Below are 16,239 nucleotides of genomic sequence, written 5' to 3'. Positions count from 1 at the left end.
TGAAGTCACAGTCGACACTCGCTGCCGGCGCAGGGGCACTCGCCCGCGCCCGGTCTGACGGGAGGGTGCACTGATGGGCACGAACGACGGAAAACCTGCCGATCTGGTGCTGTTCGGTGACGTGGTCACCATGAACGACGCCGCGCCACGCGCTCGGGCGGTCGCGGTGCGGGACGGGCGGATCGCCGCCGTCGGCAACGACGCCGCGGTGTTTCCGCTGATCGGACCGGAAACGATCGCGGTCGACGTGCACCGGGCCTGCATCCTCCCCGGGTTCATCGAGGCACACGGTCACCCGCTGAACTCGGCGGTGCTGCTCGGCGAACCGGTCGTGGACATTAGGCCGGTGACCATCGCCGACGCAGGTGAAGTGGTCGACGCCGTCCGCCGTGCCGTCGACGAGCACCCCGACGGCGCCGTGCTCAACGGCTGGGACCCGCTGCTCCAGAAGGGGCTGCCGGAACCGTCCCGGGAATGGCTCAATTCCGTTGCTCCCGACACCTCTCTGGTGATCCTGCACAACACCGGTCACGTGGCGTACTTCAACGACGTCGCCGCCCGGGACGCCGGATTGTCCAAGAAGACCCCAGACCCGGAAGGCGGCAGCTTCGGCCGCGACGAGTCGGGGGAACTGAACGGTTCGGCGTTCGAGGCGCCCGCCGTGATGGCGGTGGCCGCGTCCATCCTCGCCGGCGCGTCCACCCGGCTGCCGGAACTCCTCGCCGCGGAATGCGCGCGGATGAACGCGGCAGGCATCACCACCGCCAGCGAGATGGCATTCGACCCACGCTTCCGGAGCGCCCTGACCGCGATCGCACGGTCCGGGGCGCTCACCACCCGGCTGCGGCTGTACGAGATGTCGAACCCGGAGCGCTCCACGGACGTGTCACCCGGAGTGGGCGACGACCTGCTGCGCCAGGTGGGGATCAAGATCTGGTCGGACGGCTCGCCGTGGGTGGGTAACGCGGCCACCAGTTTCCCGTACCTCGACACGGACGTCACCCGGTCGCTCGGCCTTGCCGGAACACGCGGCAAGGCCAACTACACCGCGGACGAGATTCTCGAGATCAGCACGCCGTACTTCGAGAACGGCTGGCAGATCTCCTGTCACGCCAACGGTGACGCCGCGGTCACCCTGGCCCTCGACGCGTGGGAGCGGATGCTCGCCGACTCGCCACGTGACGATCACCGACTGCGACTCGAGCACGTGGGGGCGATGACCCCGGAGCAGTTCCGCCGTGCGACCGCACTCGGCGTCACGTGCAGCCTCTTCGTCGACCACCTCTACTACTGGGGTGACGCGCTCGTCGACGACCTGTTCGGTCCTGAGCGCGGAGCACGTTGGGCCGCTGCAGCTTCCGCGATCGCAGCGGGGCAGCGGATCTCGTTCCACAACGACGGCCCGGTGACCCCGACCAACCCGTTGCGCAACATCGCCGACGCCGTCACCCGCCGCACCCGGTCGGGACGGGTGCTCGCCCCGGAGGAGCGAATCTCGGTCCCGGACGCCCTGCGCGCGGAGACGATCAACTCGGCGTGGCACCTCCGGAGCGAGGACGCCATCGGGGCGATCGTCCCCGGGCTGCACGCCGATCTCGTCGTGCTGTCGGCCAACCCGCTTCTGGTGGATCCCGACGACATCGCGGACCTCGAGGTGCTCGCCACCATCCTGGAGGGCCGGACGGTCTTCGGAAAGCTGGAGTGATCCGGGTGGCGTCCGGGTCGCGGGCTCTGCGGTCGATCGGGGCGTCCGCCGGGGCCTGGATCCGCACCGCGGGCTACACCCGCAAATGGCTGGTCCTCGGTGTCGTCATCGGTGTCGTCGCCGGGCTCGGGGCGATCGTGTTCTACATCGCGCTGTCGGAGGCGACGCAACTGCTCATCGTCGACATCGGCGGCTACCACCCGCCGACCGCGGCCGGGGACGGCGGCGCGGCAGGCAGCAGGGAGTTCACGAGACCGTGGGCGATTCCGCTCGTGGTGTGCCTGGGCGGTCTGGTGTCGGGCCTCCTCGTGTTCACCCTGGCACCCGAGGCCGAGGGGCACGGCACCGACGCGGCGATCGAGGCCGTGCACCGGGACCCCCGCATGATCCGTGTCCGCGTCGTGCTGGTGAAGCTGGTCGCGTCGGCGATCACGATCGGATCCGGCGGGTCCGGCGGCCGTGAGGGCCCCACCGCGCAGATCTCGGCGGGGTTCGGATCGCTCCTCGCCCGCAGGCTGGACCTGTCGCCGCGGGACGGTCGCATCGCCGTGGCGATCGGCATCGGCTCCGGGATCGGCGCCATCTTCGGCGCCCCGCTCGGTGGTGCCGTCCTGTGCTGCACGATCCCGTACAGGGAGGACTTCGACTTCGAGGTGCTCGTGCCGGCGCTGGTCACGTCGATCGTCAGCTACACCGTGTTCGGCAGCGTCCTCGGCTTCGGGCCGCTGTTCGGGTACGCCGCCCAGGACTACGTCTTCGACACTCCGGCGCAACTGGTGTGGTTCGCGCTCATCGGTGTGCTCGGCGGCCTGATCGGATTGCTCTACAGCGGGACGTTCTACACGGCCGTCGACCTCACGCACCGCCTGCCGGGCAGCCGGATCGTCAAGCCGGCGGTCGGCGGGCTGCTCGTCGGACTGATGGCGCTGGTGCTGCCCGAGGTTCTGGGCAGCGGATACGGCTGGATCCAGCAGTCGATGGCCCGCGTCGACCTCGCGGCCATCCCCTTGTGGGTGGTGCTGCTGCTGCCGTTCGCGAAGATCCTCGCGACGTCGCTCTCCATCGGATCGGGCGGATCGGGTGGCATCTTCGGCCCGGGCATGGTGATCGGGGCGTTCACCGGGGCCGCGGTGTGGCGACTGCTGGAGCCGATCGCCCCGGGCGTCCCCGACAATCCGGCGCCCTTCGTCATCGTCGGCATGATGGCGTGTTTCGGCAGCATCGCCCGCGCGCCGCTCGCGGTCATGCTGATGGTCGCGGAGATGACGGGAAGCATCGGCGTGCTGGTGCCGGGGATGATCGCCGTCGGACTTTCCTATCTCATCGTGCGCCGATCGGGGAAGACGATCTACCGCGCGCAGCTCGAGAACCGGGCGGAGGCTCGGCTCGCCCAGGGTTCGCCCGGGTGACCGGGTGGGCGTCCGTGTGCCGAGTGCCCGGAGGATCCGGGTCCGTGTGCGGAGCGTTCGGTGGATTCGGGCATGCTTGTGGCCATGACTGTTCACGTTCCTCAGTACGTCGACCTCCTCTGGCCAGCGCTTCAGGCTGCCATTGCTCTCGGTGGTTCGGCGTCCAACGAGGAGCTCGACAGCGCAGTCGTTGAGCGAGAAGGTCTTTCGTCGGACGTGCAGGGCGTGCTGCACGGTGACGGTCCGAGCACCGAGATCGAGTACCGGCTGGCGTGGGCCCGCACCTACCTCAAGGGGATGGGTCTGCTCACCAACAGCCGTCGCGGGGTGTGGAGCGTGACGGAGAAGGGCCGCGAGGTCGCCGAGAGCGAGATCCGCCCGTTGCACGCCGAATTCTCCGCCGAGAACCGTAAGAAGAACGCCGCCCGCAAGTCGGCGAAGGCCGCATCCCGGAGGAACGACGAACCGGACGCCAACATCGCAGAGGCCGAGAACGACGCGGACTGGAAGGACCTGCTGCTCGACACGGTTCTGAAGATGTCGCCGCCGGCGTTCGAGCGGCTGACCCAGCGGTTGCTGCGGGAGGCCGGATTCTCGAGCGCGTCCGTCACCGGTCGCGGCGGGGACGGGGACATCGAGGGCCTCGGCGTGTACCAGTTGTCGCTGCTCAGTTTCCCCGTGTTCTTCCAGTGCAAGCGCTACAGCGGCAGTGTCGGCGCCGGGGCGGTGCGCGATTTCCGTGGCGCGATGGCGGGTCGCGGCGAGAAGGGTCTGCTCATCACGACCGGAACGTTCACCGGTGACGCCCGCACGGAGTCCAAGAGGGACGGTGCCCCGCCGATCGACCTCATCGACGGCGACCGGCTGTGCGACCTGTTGAAGGAGCATTCGCTGGGGGTCCAGACCACCACGCGTCTCGTCGAGGACGTCGAGGTCAGGTCCGATTACTTCCACTCCCTCGAGCCGAAATGATGATGGTCGAGTCACCTCTCCGGATCATGGTCGAGTCACCTCCCCGGGGCCTGGGCACTCTTTCCCGTTGCGGTATGGCCACGAAGCGGTCACGCGGGCTCTGAAGCGGTGCCGACGGCGTTCTCCCGTGTGTAAAGAGGAAGTTAAATACACATGTCACTGACGTGAAGAGCGACCGAGGGAAGTCGACATGACGACCACATCGCCGTGGCCGTTGAGGCGCCGCACCGTACGGCCACCGGCGGGGATGCTGGCGGACCGTCGATTCGGGGTGCTCGTCGACCAGTTCTTCCGGCTCTTCCACGACGCAGGCCAGGGTGGCGGCGCGCTGGCCGTCTATCTCCACGGTGAGCCGGTCGTCGACGTGTGGGCCGGGTGGGCGAGCCGCGACACGTTCTGGCAGGACGACACCGTCACCCTCACGTTCTCCACGGGCAAGGGCGTCGCGTCGACCGTGCTGCACCGTCTCGCGGGACGCGGGATCATCGACTACGACGTCCCCGTGGCGCAGTACTGGCCCGAGTTCGCCGCCGCGGGCAAAGACGAGATCACGGTGCGCGAACTGCTGTCGCACCGCGCCGGGCTGCACCGCGTGCGCGGGCTCGTTCCCGGACCGCTGAGTCTGATGGACCATGGCCTGGTCAGCGCCGCGCTGGCCGCGGCGACCCCGGATCGGCGGCGGCTGAAGGCCCCCGGCTATCACGCCGTGACCTTCGGTTCGCTGGTGGCCGAAGTGGCGGCGCGCGCGGCCGGAACGCACTTCACCGATTTGGTGCGCACCGAGGTCGCCGAACCGCTCGGGGTGAAGGAATTCTGGTACGAGGTGCCCCCCGCCGAGCGGACCCGGATCGCCAGGACGTTCCCGCACATCAACCCGTTCGGCGTTCCCTGGGGTGCGACGTCGTTCGCGATGGCGCGGCTGCCCGGTCTCCGCAACGTCGCGGACGCCGGCATGCCCGCCGGTTTCGACGCTCTCGTCCGCAACCCCGCGATCCACGACAGCGTCATGCCGGGGTGGAACGGCGTGTTCAGTGCCCGCGCCCTGGCGCGCATGTACGGGGCGCTGGCCAACGGCGGAACCGTCGGCGGTGTCGAGTTCCTCCCACCCGACGTCGTGGCGCAGCTGAGCCAGGTGCAGACCACGGCCCGCGACTACGTACTGGGCATACCGATGAACTGGCGGCTCGGTTACCACGCGGGAATGGTGGCGCGCCGCAAGCAGCCGTCGAATACCTTCGGGCACTACGGGTTGGGCGGGTCGGGTGCGTTCGCCGACGCCGACACCGGCATGTCGATCGCGTTCGTCACCAACCGGCTCGGCAACATGCTGACGCCCATCGCGGATCTCCGCCTGCCGAAGCTCGGTTCCACGGCGCTCGCCATCGCGGAAAGGTTGTAGCCGGGCAGCCCCGCGGCCGCCGGTCAAACCAATTCGATGTCGACGCGCCGTTTTTCGATCGACGCGAGCCTCCGGTCTGGAAGGCGGGGGACCGGTAGCATCGTGTCCGTGACCGACGCGACCGCCCACACCAGCCGTCCTGATCGGTTGCGTGTCCTCGTCTACAGCGACGACGCGAGCACCCGTCAGAAGGTCGTTCTGGCGCTGGGGAAGCGTCCGCACCCCGACCTTCCGGAGCTGGAGTACGTCGAGGTGGCGACGGCGCCCGTGGTGATCCGGGAGATGGATGCCGGCGGTATCGACCTGGCCGTCCTGGACGGCGAGGCGGTGCCCGCGGGCGGGATGGGGATCGCCAAGCAGTTGAAGGACGAGATCGACGAGTGCCCGCCGATCCTGGTCCTGACCGGACGTCCCGACGACGCCTGGCTCGCCAGCTGGTCGCGCGCCGAGGCCGCGGTGCCGCACCCGCTCGACCCGATCCGGTTGTCCGAAGCGGTCATAGCGCTGCTCCGCACCCGACTCTCTGCTTAGGGTCTCCTGACTTCCGATTCGGCCGCCGGAAGGCGCATCGAGCGCCTGTCCCGCAGCGGTTTTCCGCATTTTCAGATCGCCTGGAACTCGCTCGGTCAAATCGGCCGGGCCCGACGACTTCCCTTGTACGCTGTGGCATAACTCACAAGAGCGTAGCTTCGGAAACGACCGCCCGGGAATCGGGCGGACAGGCTCGGGAAGAGGGGAGCTGAGACGGCATGAATGTCTACGTGCCGATCCTCGTGCTCGGGGCGATCGCGGTCGCGTTCGCGGTGTTCTCCGTGATCGTGGCGAGGATCGTCGGTCCGAGACGGTACAACCGTGCCAAGCTCGACGCCTACGAGTGCGGGATCGAGCCGACGTCCTCGCCGCTGGGCGCGGGGCGCATCCCGGTGAAGTACTACCTGACGGCCATGCTGTTCATCATCTTCGACATCGAGATCGTGTTCCTCTATCCGTGGGCTGTGCACTTCGACGCCCTCGGCTTCTTCGGTCTCGGGGCCATGGCCCTGTTCATCTTCAACGTCTCCGTCGCCTACGCGTACGAGTGGCGGCGTGGCGGTCTCAGTTGGGACTGATCGGTCCTGCCAGCGATCCAAAAGCTAAGTCGGAAGAGAAGAGTCGGATATGGGCATCGAGGAGAAGCTGCCGAGCGGCTTCCTGCTGACCACGGTCGAGGGGCTTGCGGGTTACGTCCGCAAGGGCTCGCTGTGGCCCGCCAGTTTCGGGCTCGCGTGCTGTGCGATCGAGATGATGGCCACCGCAGGCGGACGCTTCGACATCGCCCGCTTCGGTATGGAGGCGTTCCGGGCCTCACCCCGGCAGGCCGATCTGATGATCGTCGCCGGCCGGGTGAGCCAGAAGATGGCGCCGGTGCTGCGGCAGATCTACGACCAGATGGTGGAGCCGAAGTGGGTGCTGGCGATGGGCGTGTGCGCGTCGTCGGGTGGGATGTTCAACAATTACGCGATCGTGCAGGGTGTCGACCACATCGTCCCTGTCGACATCTACTTGCCGGGGTGCCCGCCGAGGCCCGAGATGCTGCTGAACGCGATCCTCGCGCTGCACGAGAAGATCCAGCAGATGCCGCTCGGTGTTCACCGCGAGGAGGTGGCGCGTGCGGCGGAGCAGGCCGCCCTGGCCGCCACCCCCACCATCCAGATGAAGGGCCTGCTCCGGTGACGGCCTGCATGGGCCGAGGTCGTGCGGCGAGGGCCCGGAGCTGTGCGGCGAGGGAGCGGAGCGAGCCGAGCAAGTGCCGGAGCCGTGCGGTCTGGACTGAGGAACGAGGGAGCGTAGCGAGTGAGTGACGAGGGAAGACCGCACGATCAAGCTCCGGCACCCGCGAGCGAAGCGAGCCAGACCAACACAGGAAGACCGCACGATCAAGCTCCGGCACCCGCGAGCGAAGCGAGCCAGACCAACACAGGAAGACCGCACGACCAAGCTCCGGCACCCGCGAGCGAAGCGAGCCATGTCCCAGAGCAGATCGGTGTGCGTAGGGGTTTGTTCGGGGTGCGGGGTAGTGGGGATACGTCGGGGTATGGGCGGTTGGTGCGTCCGGTGTTGTTGCCGGGGAGTACGCCGCGGCCGTTCGGCGGGTATTTCGACGAGGTGGCGGATGGGTTGGGGGCGGCGCTGGCGGAGTCGGGGGTGGGCTTCGAGGTGGCGGTGGAGTCGGTGGTGGTGTTTCGGGGTGAGGTGACGTTCGGTGTGCGGCGTGAGTTCTTGGTGCCGGTGGCGCGGGCGTTGCGGGATGAGCCGGATTTGCGGTTCGAGATGTGTCTGGGTGTGAATGGTGTGCATTTCCCGCAGGATGCGGGCCGCGAGTTGCATGCGGTGTATCCGTTGTTGTCGATTACGCACAATCGGCGGATCCGTCTGGAGGTGGCGGTGCCGGATGCGGATCCGCATATTCCGTCGTTGTACGACGTGTATCCGACGAATGATTGGCACGAGCGGGAGACGTTCGACTTTTTCGGGATCGTGTTCGACGGTCATCCGTCGTTGACGCGGATCGAGATGCCGGATGACTGGCCGGGTCATCCGCAGCGGAAGGATTATCCGCTCGGCGGTATTCCCGTCGAGTACAAGGGCGCGGAGATCGCGCCGCCGGACGAGCGGCGGGGGTACAGCTGATGAGTGAGGACACGGTGTTCACGGTTGCCGGTCAGGATTGGGACGAGGTTGTCGATGCGGTGAAGGCGGCGTCGGAGGATGCGGGTTCGGGGAGCGGCGAGGAGCGCATCGTCGTGAATATGGGTCCGCAGCATCCGTCGACGCACGGGGTGTTGCGGCTCATCTTGGAGATCGAGGGGGAGACGGTCACGGAGGCCCGGTGCGGTATCGGTTATCTGCATACGGGGATCGAGAAGAACCTGGAGTTTCGTAGCTGGACGCAGGGCGTGACGTTTGTGACGCGGATGGATTATCTGTCGCCGTTTTTCAACGAGACGGCGTATTGCCTGGGTGTGGAGAAGTTGCTGGACATCACGGAGCAGGTGCCGGAGCGGGCGAGTGTCGTCCGGGTGATGTTGATGGAGTTGAACCGCATTTCCTCGCATCTGGTGGCGCTGGCCACGGGCGGGATGGAGTTGGGTGCGGTGACCGCGATGCTGTTCGGTTTCCGGGAACGTGAGTTGGTCCTGGATGTGTTCGAGTTCATCACGGGGTTGCGGATGAATCATGCGTATATCCGGCCGGGTGGGTTGTCGCAGGATCTGCCGGAGGGGGCGGTGGAGAAGGTCCGCGAGTTGCTGACGCTGCTGCCGGAGCGGTTGCGGGACATGGAGAATCTGCTGAACGACAACCGCATCTGGAAGGGCCGCACCGAGGGTATCGGGTATCTCGACCTCACGGGGTGCATGGCGCTGGGGGTGACGGGTCCGATGCTGCGTGCGACGGGTCTGCCGCACGATCTGCGGAAGTCGCAGCCGTATTGCGGGTACGAGAATTACGAGTTCGAGGTCAGCACCGACACCGGGTGCGACGCGTACGGCCGCTACCTGATCCGGGTCGACGAGATGAAGGAGTCGCTGAAGATCGTCGAGCAGTGTCTCGACAGATTGCGGCCGGGGCCGATCATGGCGGAGGACAAGAAGATCGCGTGGCCTGCGGATCTGACGTTGGGCCCCGACGGTCTGGGTAATTCGCCGGAGCATGTCCGCGAGATCATGGATTCGTCGATGGAGTCGCTGATCCATCATTTCAAGTTGGTGACGGAGGGTTTCCGGGTGCCGCCGGGCCAGGTGTATGTGGCGGTGGAGTCGCCGCGGGGTGAGCTCGGGGTGCACATGGTGAGCGACGGCGGCACGCGCCCGTTCCGGGTGCATTTCCGGGATCCGTCGTTCACGAATCTGCAGTCGGTGGCGGCCACGTGTGAGGGCGGCATGGTGGCGGATGTGATTGCCGCGGTCGCGAGCATCGATCCCGTCATGGGGGGAGTGGATCGATGACCGAGCGAGCCGCACCGGCGCAACCACCTGTTTTCATCGAGTTCGGGCCTCGGCCGGAGGAGAACGGACGGCTGGTGCGGCCGGGTGCGCGGGAGGAGTATCCGCCGGAGATCCGGGCGCGGCTCGACGCCGACGCCGACGTCGTCGTCGCGCGGTACCCGAATTCGCGTTCTGCGCTGCTGCCGCTGTTGCATCTGGTTCAGGCGGAGGACGGGTGCATCACGCCGGCGGGGGTCGAATTCTGTGCCGGCCGGCTGGCGTTGACGGGCGCCGAGGTGGCCGCGGTGGCGACGTTCTATTCGATGTACCGGCGCGAGCCGACGGGCGACTATTACGTGGGGGTGTGCACCAACACGTTGTGCGCGGTCATGGGTGGCGACGCGATCCTCGCCGCGCTGGAGGAGCATCTCGATCTGCCGCACGGCGGCACGTCCGCGGACGGCAAGGTGACGCTGGAGCACATCGAGTGCAACGCCGCGTGCGATTACGCCCCGGTGGTGATGGTGAACTGGGAGTTCTTCGACAATCAGACCCCGGAGTCGGCCCGCTCGCTCGTCGATTCCCTGCGGTCGGGGGAGCGGGTGTCGCCGAGCCGCGGCGCGACGCTGTGCACGTTCCGGGAGACCGCCCGCATTCTCGCCGGGTTCCCCGACGAGCGTCCCGGTGTGCTGGAGGAGGGCGCCGCCGGCGACGCCACGCTGGCGGGCCTGCGCGTTGCGCGGGAACGAGGGATGACGGCGCCGGATCCGGCGGAGACGTCCCTCGTCCCGGAGCCGCGGTCGCGGGACACCGAGGCGGTGGCGGCGGAGTCGACGAAGGACGAGCCTGCGCCTGCCCCGTCGGCGACGGTGCCTCCGGATCGGTCCACCTCCGAAACGAACCCGGCCGCCACCGACCCCGGACGGAAGGGAGACTGACATGCCGCTGACCCCGGTCCTGAGCCGCTATTGGGACGAGCCCGAGTCCTGGACCCTCGACACGTACCGTCGCCACGACGGGTACGAGGGCCTGCAGAAGGCGCTGCGCATGGACCCGGACGAGGTCATCGCGACGGTCAAGGAGGCCGGACTGCGCGGCCGCGGCGGTGCCGGGTTCCCGACCGGCATGAAGTGGTCGTTCATCCCGCAGGGCGACGACAAGCCGCATTACCTCGTGGTCAACGCGGACGAGTCCGAACCGGGCACCTGCAAGGACATGCCCCTCATGCTGGCAACGCCGCACGCGCTCGTGGAGGGCGTCATCATCGCGGCGTACGCGATCCGCGCCGGGCATGCCTTCATCTACGTGCGCGGCGAGGTGGTGCCGGTGCTGCGCCGGCTGCAGGCCGCGGTCGCGGAGGCGTACGCGGCGGGCTACCTCGGCAAGAACATCCTGGGCACCGGCTTCGACCTCGAGTTGGTCGTGCACGCGGGTGCCGGGGCGTACATCTGCGGTGAGGAGACGGCGCTGCTCGACTCGCTGGAGGGGCGCCGCGGCCAGCCCAGGCTGCGTCCGCCGTTTCCCGCGGTGGCCGGTCTCTACGCGTCCCCGACCGTCGTCAACAACGTCGAGTCGATCGCGAGCGTCCCGCCGATCATCGTGAACGGCATCGAGTGGTTCCGCTCGATGGGCAGCGAGAAGTCGCCCGGGTTCACCCTCTACTCGCTGTCCGGGCACGTGACCGCACCCGGACAGTACGAGGCGCCACTGGGAATCACGTTGCGGGAGTTGCTCGGGTATGCGGGCGGCGTCCGCGCCGGGCACCGGTTGAAGTTCTGGACACCGGGCGGTTCGTCGACGCCGATCTTCACGGACGAGCATCTCGACGTCGCCCTCGACTACGAGGGGGTCGGTGCCGCCGGGTCGATGCTGGGCACCAAGGCCCTGCAGATCTTCGACGAGACCACGTGCGTGGTGCGCGCCGTGCTCCGCTGGACCGAGTTCTACGCGCACGAGTCGTGCGGCAAGTGCACGCCCTGCCGGGAGGGCACCTATTGGCTGGTGCAGATCCTGGAGCGGCTCGAGCGGGGGGAGGGGACCGATGCGGATCTGCAGAAGTTGCTCGACATCGCGGACAACATCCTCGGCAAGTCGTTCTGCGCTCTCGGTGACGGTGCGGCGAGCCCGATCATGTCCTCCGTCAAGTACTTCCGCGACGAGTACCTCGCGCACTTCGAGCAGGGCGGCTGTCCGTTCGACCCGCATCAGTCCACCCTCATGGCTGGAGTGGACGCATGATGTGGCACCGGGGCGATGCGCGAGCCGTGACTCGGCGGCGGGGCGATGCGCGAGCTGTGACTCGGCGCCGGGGCCGCGCGGTCTGGACCGAGGAGCGAGGGAGCGCAGCGAATGAGTGACGAGGGAAGAGCGCGCGTGAAAGCCCCGGTGCCCGCGAGCGGAGCGAGCCGTGACTCAGCCCCGGCGCTTGCGAGCGGAGCGAGCCCTGACGGAGTCAGCATCACTATCGACGGGGTGGAGGTGAGTGTTCCCAAGGGCACGTTGGTGATTCGTGCGGCGGAGATGATCGGCATCCAGATTCCGCGGTTCTGTGATCATCCGCTGCTCGACCCGGTGGGCGCGTGCCGTCAGTGCCTCGTGGATGTGGAGGGGCAGCGGAAGCCGCTCGCGTCGTGTACCACGACTGTCACGGACGGCATGGTGGTGCACACCCAGCTGACGTCGCCGGTGGCGGACAAGGCGCAGAAGGGGGTGATGGAGTTGTTGCTGATCAACCATCCCCTGGATTGTCCGGTGTGCGACAAGGGCGGTGAGTGCCCGTTACAGAATCAGGCGATGTCCAACGGGCGCGCGGAGTCGCGTTTCGGGGAGATCAAGCGCACGTTCCCCAAGCCGATTCCGCTGTCCACGGAGGTCCTGCTGGACCGGGAGCGGTGTGTGCTGTGCGCGCGGTGTACCCGGTTCTCCGAGCAGGTTGCGGGGGATCCGTTCGTCGAGCTGATGGAGCGGGGTGCGCTGCAGCAGGTCGGGATCTATGCGAAGGAACCGTTCGAGTCGTATTTCTCCGGCAACACCGTCCAGATCTGCCCGGTGGGCGCGCTGACGGGTACCGCGTACCGGTTCCGGGCCCGCCCGTTCGATCTGATCTCCAGCCCCAGTGTGTGCGAGCACTGTGCGAGCGGGTGCGCCCAGCGCACCGATCATCGGCGGGGCACGGTGTTGCGGCGGCTGGCGGGCGACGATCCCGAGGTCAACGAGGAATGGAATTGCGACAAGGGGCGGTGGGCGTTCGCGTACGCCACCCAGCGCGACCGGATCACCACTCCACTGGTCCGCGGCGACGATGGCACGCTGGCGCCCGCATCGTGGTCGGAGGCCCTGGCAGTCGCGGCGCGGGGACTGACCGCTGCACGGGGCAGCGCGGGTGTTCTCGTCGGCGGTCGGTCCACGTGGGAGGACGCCTACGCGTACGCGAAGTTCGCGCGAATGGCGCTCGGCACCAACGATATCGACTTCCGCAGTCGCGCGCACTCCGGTGAGGAGGCCGACTTCCTGGCGGCCCGGGTGGCGGGGCAGCGACTCGCGGTCACCTACGACGATCTCGACGCCGCGCCGGTCGTCCTCCTCGCCGGGTTCGAGCCGGAGGAGGAATCACCGATCGTGTTCCTCCGCCTGCGCAAGGCGGCGCGCACGAAGGCCGTTCCGGTGTACTCGATCGCCCCGTACACGTCCCGCGGCCTCGAGAAGGTGTCCGGCAGACTGTTGCGGGCCGCGCCGAATGCGGAACCGGAGGTCCTCGACGGACTCCGCACGGGCGAGGTGGATCCGGGGGTCACGGAGTTGCTTCGCCGACCGGGTGCGGTCGTCGTGGTGGGGGAGCGGCTCGCCGCGGTGCCGGGGGCACTGTCCGCCGCGGTCCGGTTGGCCGACGCCACCGGGGCCCGGCTGGCCTGGGTGCCGCGACGGGCCGGTGAACGCGGCGCACTCGAGTCGGGCGCGCTGCCCGGACTGCTCCCGGGTGGCAGGCCGGTGGGCGATCCCGAGGCCCGTCGGCAGGTCGCGCACGTGTGGAATGTCGCGGATCTACCGGACACCGTGGGCCGCGACGCCGCGGGCATCCTCGCTGCCGCCGAATCGGGGACGCTGGGGGCGCTGGTGATCGGCGGTGTGGAGATCGACGACCTCCCCGACCCGCAGGCCGCGTCGGCGGCCGTCGAGGCGGCCGGGTTCGTCGTGAGTCTGGAACTGCGCCGCAGTGCGATCACCGACCGCGCGGACGTGGTGTTCCCCATCGCACCGGTCATGGAGAAGCCGGGTACCTTTCTCGACTGGGAGGGCCGCACACGGGATTTCGACGCCGCCCTCCGCGGTACCGGGGCGATGCCCGATCAGCGGGTGCTCCACGCGATCGCCGGCGAAATGGGGGTCGCGCTCGGTCTTCCCGACGCGGCGACCGCACGGCGGGAACTCGAGCGGCTCGGCGCCTGGGACGGGGACTTCCCGGACCCGCCCGACGTCCCGCAGTCCCCACGGCGGGAACCCGGTCCGGGGCAGGCGGTGCTCGCCACGTGGCGGATGCTGCTCGACTCGGGGCGGATGCAGGACGGGGAACCGCACCTGGCGGGCACGGCGCGTACCCCGGTCGTGCGGATGTCCGCGGCGTCGGCGGCCGAGACGAGCGCCGGCGACGGAGATCCGGTCACCGTCTCGACGGAACGAGGCGAGGTGACGTTGCCGTTGGTGATCACCGACATGCCGGATCGGGTGGTGTGGTTGCCGCTCAACTCGCCCGGCTCCGCGGTCTACCGGCAACTGGCTGCCGGGGCGGGAACCGTCGTGACCGTTCGCCGCCAACCCGGCATCAACGGGATCGCCCCGGGAGGTGCGCTGTGACGATCGCGGCCGTCTACCCCGACCCGGCACTGTTCGGGCACGACCCGTGGTGGCTGGTTCTGGGCAAGGCGCTGGCCGTCTTCGTGTTCCTCGTCCTCACCCCGCTTCTGACGATCCTGGCCGAACGCAAGGTCATGGCCTGGATGCAGATGCGCGTCGGCCCGAACCGGGTCGGCCCGCGGGGCATGCTGCAGAGCCTCGCCGACGGCATCAAGCTCGCCTTGAAGGAGGGAATCGTCCCGAAGGGTGTGGACAAGCCGATCTACATCCTCGCGCCGATCATCGCCGCGGTGCCCGCGTTCATGGCGTTCGCGGTGATCCCGTTCGGCCCGGCGGTGTCGATCTTCGGGCACTACACGCCGTTACAGCTGACGGACTTGCCGGTGGCCGTGCTCTACGTCCTCGCAGCCACGTCGATCGGCGTCTACGGCATCGTGCTCGCCGGCTGGGCGTCCGGCTCCACGTACCCGCTGCTGGGGGGTCTGCGCTCGACGGCGCAGGTGATCTCGTACGAGATCGCGATGGCATTGTCGTTCGCCGCCGTCTTCCTGGACGCCGGAACGATGTCCACGTCGGGCATCGTCGCCTCCCAGGAGCACACCTGGTACGTCTTCCTGCTGCTGCCGTCGTTCCTCATCTACGTCACCTCGATGGTGGGTGAGACCAACCGGGCGCCCTTCGACCTGCCCGAGGCCGAAGGTGAACTGGTGGGCGGGTTCCACACCGAGTACTCCTCGCTGAGTTTCGCGATGTTCATGCTCGCCGAGTATGTGAACATGGTGACGGTCTCGGCGCTCGCCACCACCCTGTTCCTCGGCGGCTGGCATGCACCGTTCCCGCTCAGCCTGTGGGACGGCGCGAACTCCGGTTGGTGGCCGGTGCTGTGGTTCACGCTGAAGGTCTGGGGTTTCCTGTTCGTGTTCGTCTGGTTGCGGGCCACGCTGCCCCGGCTCCGGTACGACCAGTTCATGGGTCTCGGCTGGAAGATCCTGATCCCGATCTCGCTGGTGTGGGTCATGATCGTCGCCACCGTCCGGGCCTTCCGCAACGAGGGTTACGACACGAGGACGATCACCCTCGTCGTCGCGGGCCTCGTCGTGGCCCTCGTCGTGGTGGCGTTGGCGTGGAGGCGCCTGCGTCCGGGCCGCGTTCGCGCACCCGAGAAGCCGGTCGAGCCGCGCGACCGCGCCGAACCGTCCCCCGAGACACTCGAACCGTTCGACCCGATGGCCGGCGGATATCCGGTGCCGCCGATGCCGGGGCAGACGTTGCCCGCGTTCCGGCGCACGCCCGTCTCCGTCACCAGCGCGCACTCCACCGGATCGACCCAGGAGAACAGCGATGACTAAATTCCTCGGCCCCATAGCGGGATTCGGCGTGACCTTCTCCACGATGTTCAAGAAATCGAACACCGAGTTCTACCCGGAGGAGAAGACGCCGACGGCACCCCGCTATCACGGCAGGCATCAGCTCAACCGGTACGCGGACGGGCTGGAGAAGTGCATCGGGTGCGAACTGTGCGCCTGGGCGTGCCCCGCCGACGCCATCTTCGTCGAGGGGGCCGACAACACCGACGAGGAACGCTTCTCGCCCGGCGAGCGGTACGGCCGGGTGTACCAGATCAACTACCTGCGCTGCATCGGGTGCGGGCTGTGCATCGAGGCGTGCCCGACACGGGCGCTGACCATGACCAACGAATACGAGATGGCCGACGACAACCGGGCGGGCCTGATCTACGAGAAGGATCGGCTGCTGGCCCCGCTCGAGTCCGGCATGGTCGATTCGCCGCACCCGATGGCCCCGGGAACCACAGCCGAGGACTACTACCGCGGCACGGTGACCGGGGGAGCGGCGCCCGCGTCGCAGGACGAGCCCGAGGCGGACGACACGGCGGGGGACAGGCCGTGATCGAGGGAGGAGAGCCGACGTGACGAACAC

At 68.3% G+C, this 16,239-nt stretch carries 14 protein-coding genes; all 14 read left to right on the top strand.

The features are described 5' to 3' along the window. Positions 1–73 precede the first annotated feature (73 nt). The 14 genes from ACFU5V_RS30030 to nuoI all read left to right on the top strand — a co-directional run bounded on the left by ACFU5V_RS30030 (position 74) and on the right by nuoI (position 16,209). Entirely contained in the window at positions 74–1,705 is a 1,632-nt protein-coding gene (locus ACFU5V_RS30030) for an amidohydrolase (protein ID WP_378431356.1), read from the top strand. Then, positions 1,702–3,114 carry a chloride channel protein gene (locus ACFU5V_RS30025; RefSeq protein ID WP_378703493.1) on the top strand — a complete coding sequence of 471 codons (1,413 nt, stop codon included), beginning with the start codon at positions 1,702–1,704 and terminating at the stop codon, positions 3,112–3,114. Before ACFU5V_RS30030 ends, ACFU5V_RS30025 begins: the two co-directional genes overlap by 4 nt. Positions 3,115–3,186: 72 nt before the next feature. Beyond that, positions 3,187–4,086 carry a restriction endonuclease gene (locus ACFU5V_RS30020; protein WP_005253670.1) on the top strand — a complete coding sequence of 300 codons (900 nt, stop codon included), beginning with the start codon at positions 3,187–3,189 and terminating at the stop codon, positions 4,084–4,086. Positions 4,087–4,276: 190 nt separating this feature from the next. Next, on the top strand, positions 4,277–5,485 hold the full coding sequence (locus tag ACFU5V_RS30015; protein ID WP_378431361.1) for a serine hydrolase domain-containing protein: 1,209 nt from the start codon (positions 4,277–4,279) through the stop codon (positions 5,483–5,485). Positions 5,486–5,593: 108 nt separating this feature from the next. Beyond that, the gene (locus tag ACFU5V_RS30010; RefSeq protein WP_378431362.1) at positions 5,594–6,016 is read left to right on the top strand and encodes a hypothetical protein; all 423 of its coding nucleotides are present in this window, start codon (positions 5,594–5,596) and stop codon (positions 6,014–6,016) included. Between the two features lie 218 nt (positions 6,017–6,234). Continuing rightward, positions 6,235–6,594, top strand: coding sequence for an NADH-quinone oxidoreductase subunit A (locus tag ACFU5V_RS30005; protein WP_015889709.1), 360 nt, complete (start codon positions 6,235–6,237; stop codon positions 6,592–6,594). Positions 6,595–6,643: 49 nt separating this feature from the next. Beyond that, positions 6,644–7,198, top strand: coding sequence for an NADH-quinone oxidoreductase subunit B family protein (locus ACFU5V_RS30000; RefSeq protein WP_005574811.1), 555 nt, complete (start codon positions 6,644–6,646; stop codon positions 7,196–7,198). Positions 7,199–7,318: 120 nt separating this feature from the next. After that, the gene (locus ACFU5V_RS29995; protein ID WP_378703492.1) at positions 7,319–8,155 is read left to right on the top strand and encodes an NADH-quinone oxidoreductase subunit C; all 837 of its coding nucleotides are present in this window, start codon (positions 7,319–7,321) and stop codon (positions 8,153–8,155) included. Next, on the top strand, positions 8,155–9,471 hold the full coding sequence (gene nuoD, locus ACFU5V_RS29990) for an NADH dehydrogenase (quinone) subunit D (protein WP_378431364.1): 1,317 nt from the start codon (positions 8,155–8,157) through the stop codon (positions 9,469–9,471). The genes ACFU5V_RS29995 and nuoD overlap by 1 nt, the downstream gene beginning before the upstream one ends. Continuing rightward, positions 9,468–10,388, top strand: a complete 921-nt coding sequence (gene nuoE / locus ACFU5V_RS29985) for an NADH-quinone oxidoreductase subunit NuoE (protein ID WP_378431365.1) — start codon at positions 9,468–9,470, stop codon at positions 10,386–10,388. The genes nuoD and nuoE overlap by 4 nt, the downstream gene beginning before the upstream one ends. A 1-nt stretch (position 10,389) precedes the next feature. Continuing rightward, a complete protein-coding gene (gene nuoF, locus ACFU5V_RS29980) occupies positions 10,390–11,688 on the top strand; it encodes an NADH-quinone oxidoreductase subunit NuoF (protein ID WP_378431366.1) in 1,299 nt (432 codons plus the stop codon). A gap of 111 nt (positions 11,689–11,799) precedes the next feature. Next, positions 11,800–14,301, top strand: a complete 2,502-nt coding sequence (locus ACFU5V_RS29975) for an NADH-quinone oxidoreductase subunit G (RefSeq protein ID WP_378703490.1) — start codon at positions 11,800–11,802, stop codon at positions 14,299–14,301. Then, entirely contained in the window at positions 14,298–15,650 is a 1,353-nt protein-coding gene (gene nuoH / locus ACFU5V_RS29970; RefSeq protein ID WP_378703489.1) for an NADH-quinone oxidoreductase subunit NuoH, read from the top strand. Before ACFU5V_RS29975 ends, nuoH begins: the two co-directional genes overlap by 4 nt. Beyond that, positions 15,643–16,209 carry an NADH-quinone oxidoreductase subunit NuoI gene (gene nuoI / locus ACFU5V_RS29965; RefSeq protein WP_378703488.1) on the top strand — a complete coding sequence of 189 codons (567 nt, stop codon included), beginning with the start codon at positions 15,643–15,645 and terminating at the stop codon, positions 16,207–16,209. The genes nuoH and nuoI overlap by 8 nt, the downstream gene beginning before the upstream one ends. Positions 16,210–16,239: the final 30 nt, after the last annotated feature.

The sequence above is a fragment of the Rhodococcus sp. NPDC057529 genome, assembly GCF_042802055.1.
Classification (GTDB): Bacteria; Actinomycetota; Actinomycetes; order Mycobacteriales; family Mycobacteriaceae; genus Rhodococcus_F.
This window is presented reverse-complemented; position numbering and strand designations above follow the sequence as displayed.

What these genes read in the sequence shown, in the direction of transcription:
- ACFU5V_RS30030 (WP_378431356.1), top strand. Translation starts at nt 74, where the DNA reads ATGGGCACGAACGACGGAAAACCTGCCGATCTGGTGCTGTTCGGTGAC.
- ACFU5V_RS30020 (WP_005253670.1), top strand. Translation starts at nt 3,187, where the DNA reads ATGCTTGTGGCCATGACTGTTCACGTTCCTCAGTACGTCGACCTCCTC.
- ACFU5V_RS30015 (WP_378431361.1), top strand. Translation starts at nt 4,277, where the DNA reads ATGACGACCACATCGCCGTGGCCGTTGAGGCGCCGCACCGTACGGCCA.
- ACFU5V_RS30005 (WP_015889709.1), top strand. Translation starts at nt 6,235, where the DNA reads ATGAATGTCTACGTGCCGATCCTCGTGCTCGGGGCGATCGCGGTCGCG.
- ACFU5V_RS30000 (WP_005574811.1), top strand. Translation starts at nt 6,644, where the DNA reads ATGGGCATCGAGGAGAAGCTGCCGAGCGGCTTCCTGCTGACCACGGTC.
- nuoD (WP_378431364.1), top strand. Translation starts at nt 8,155, where the DNA reads ATGAGTGAGGACACGGTGTTCACGGTTGCCGGTCAGGATTGGGACGAG.
- nuoE (WP_378431365.1), top strand. Translation starts at nt 9,468, where the DNA reads ATGACCGAGCGAGCCGCACCGGCGCAACCACCTGTTTTCATCGAGTTC.
- nuoF (WP_378431366.1), top strand. Translation starts at nt 10,390, where the DNA reads ATGCCGCTGACCCCGGTCCTGAGCCGCTATTGGGACGAGCCCGAGTCC.
- ACFU5V_RS29975 (WP_378703490.1), top strand. Translation starts at nt 11,800, where the DNA reads ATGAGTGACGAGGGAAGAGCGCGCGTGAAAGCCCCGGTGCCCGCGAGC.
- nuoI (WP_378703488.1), top strand. Translation starts at nt 15,643, where the DNA reads ATGACTAAATTCCTCGGCCCCATAGCGGGATTCGGCGTGACCTTCTCC.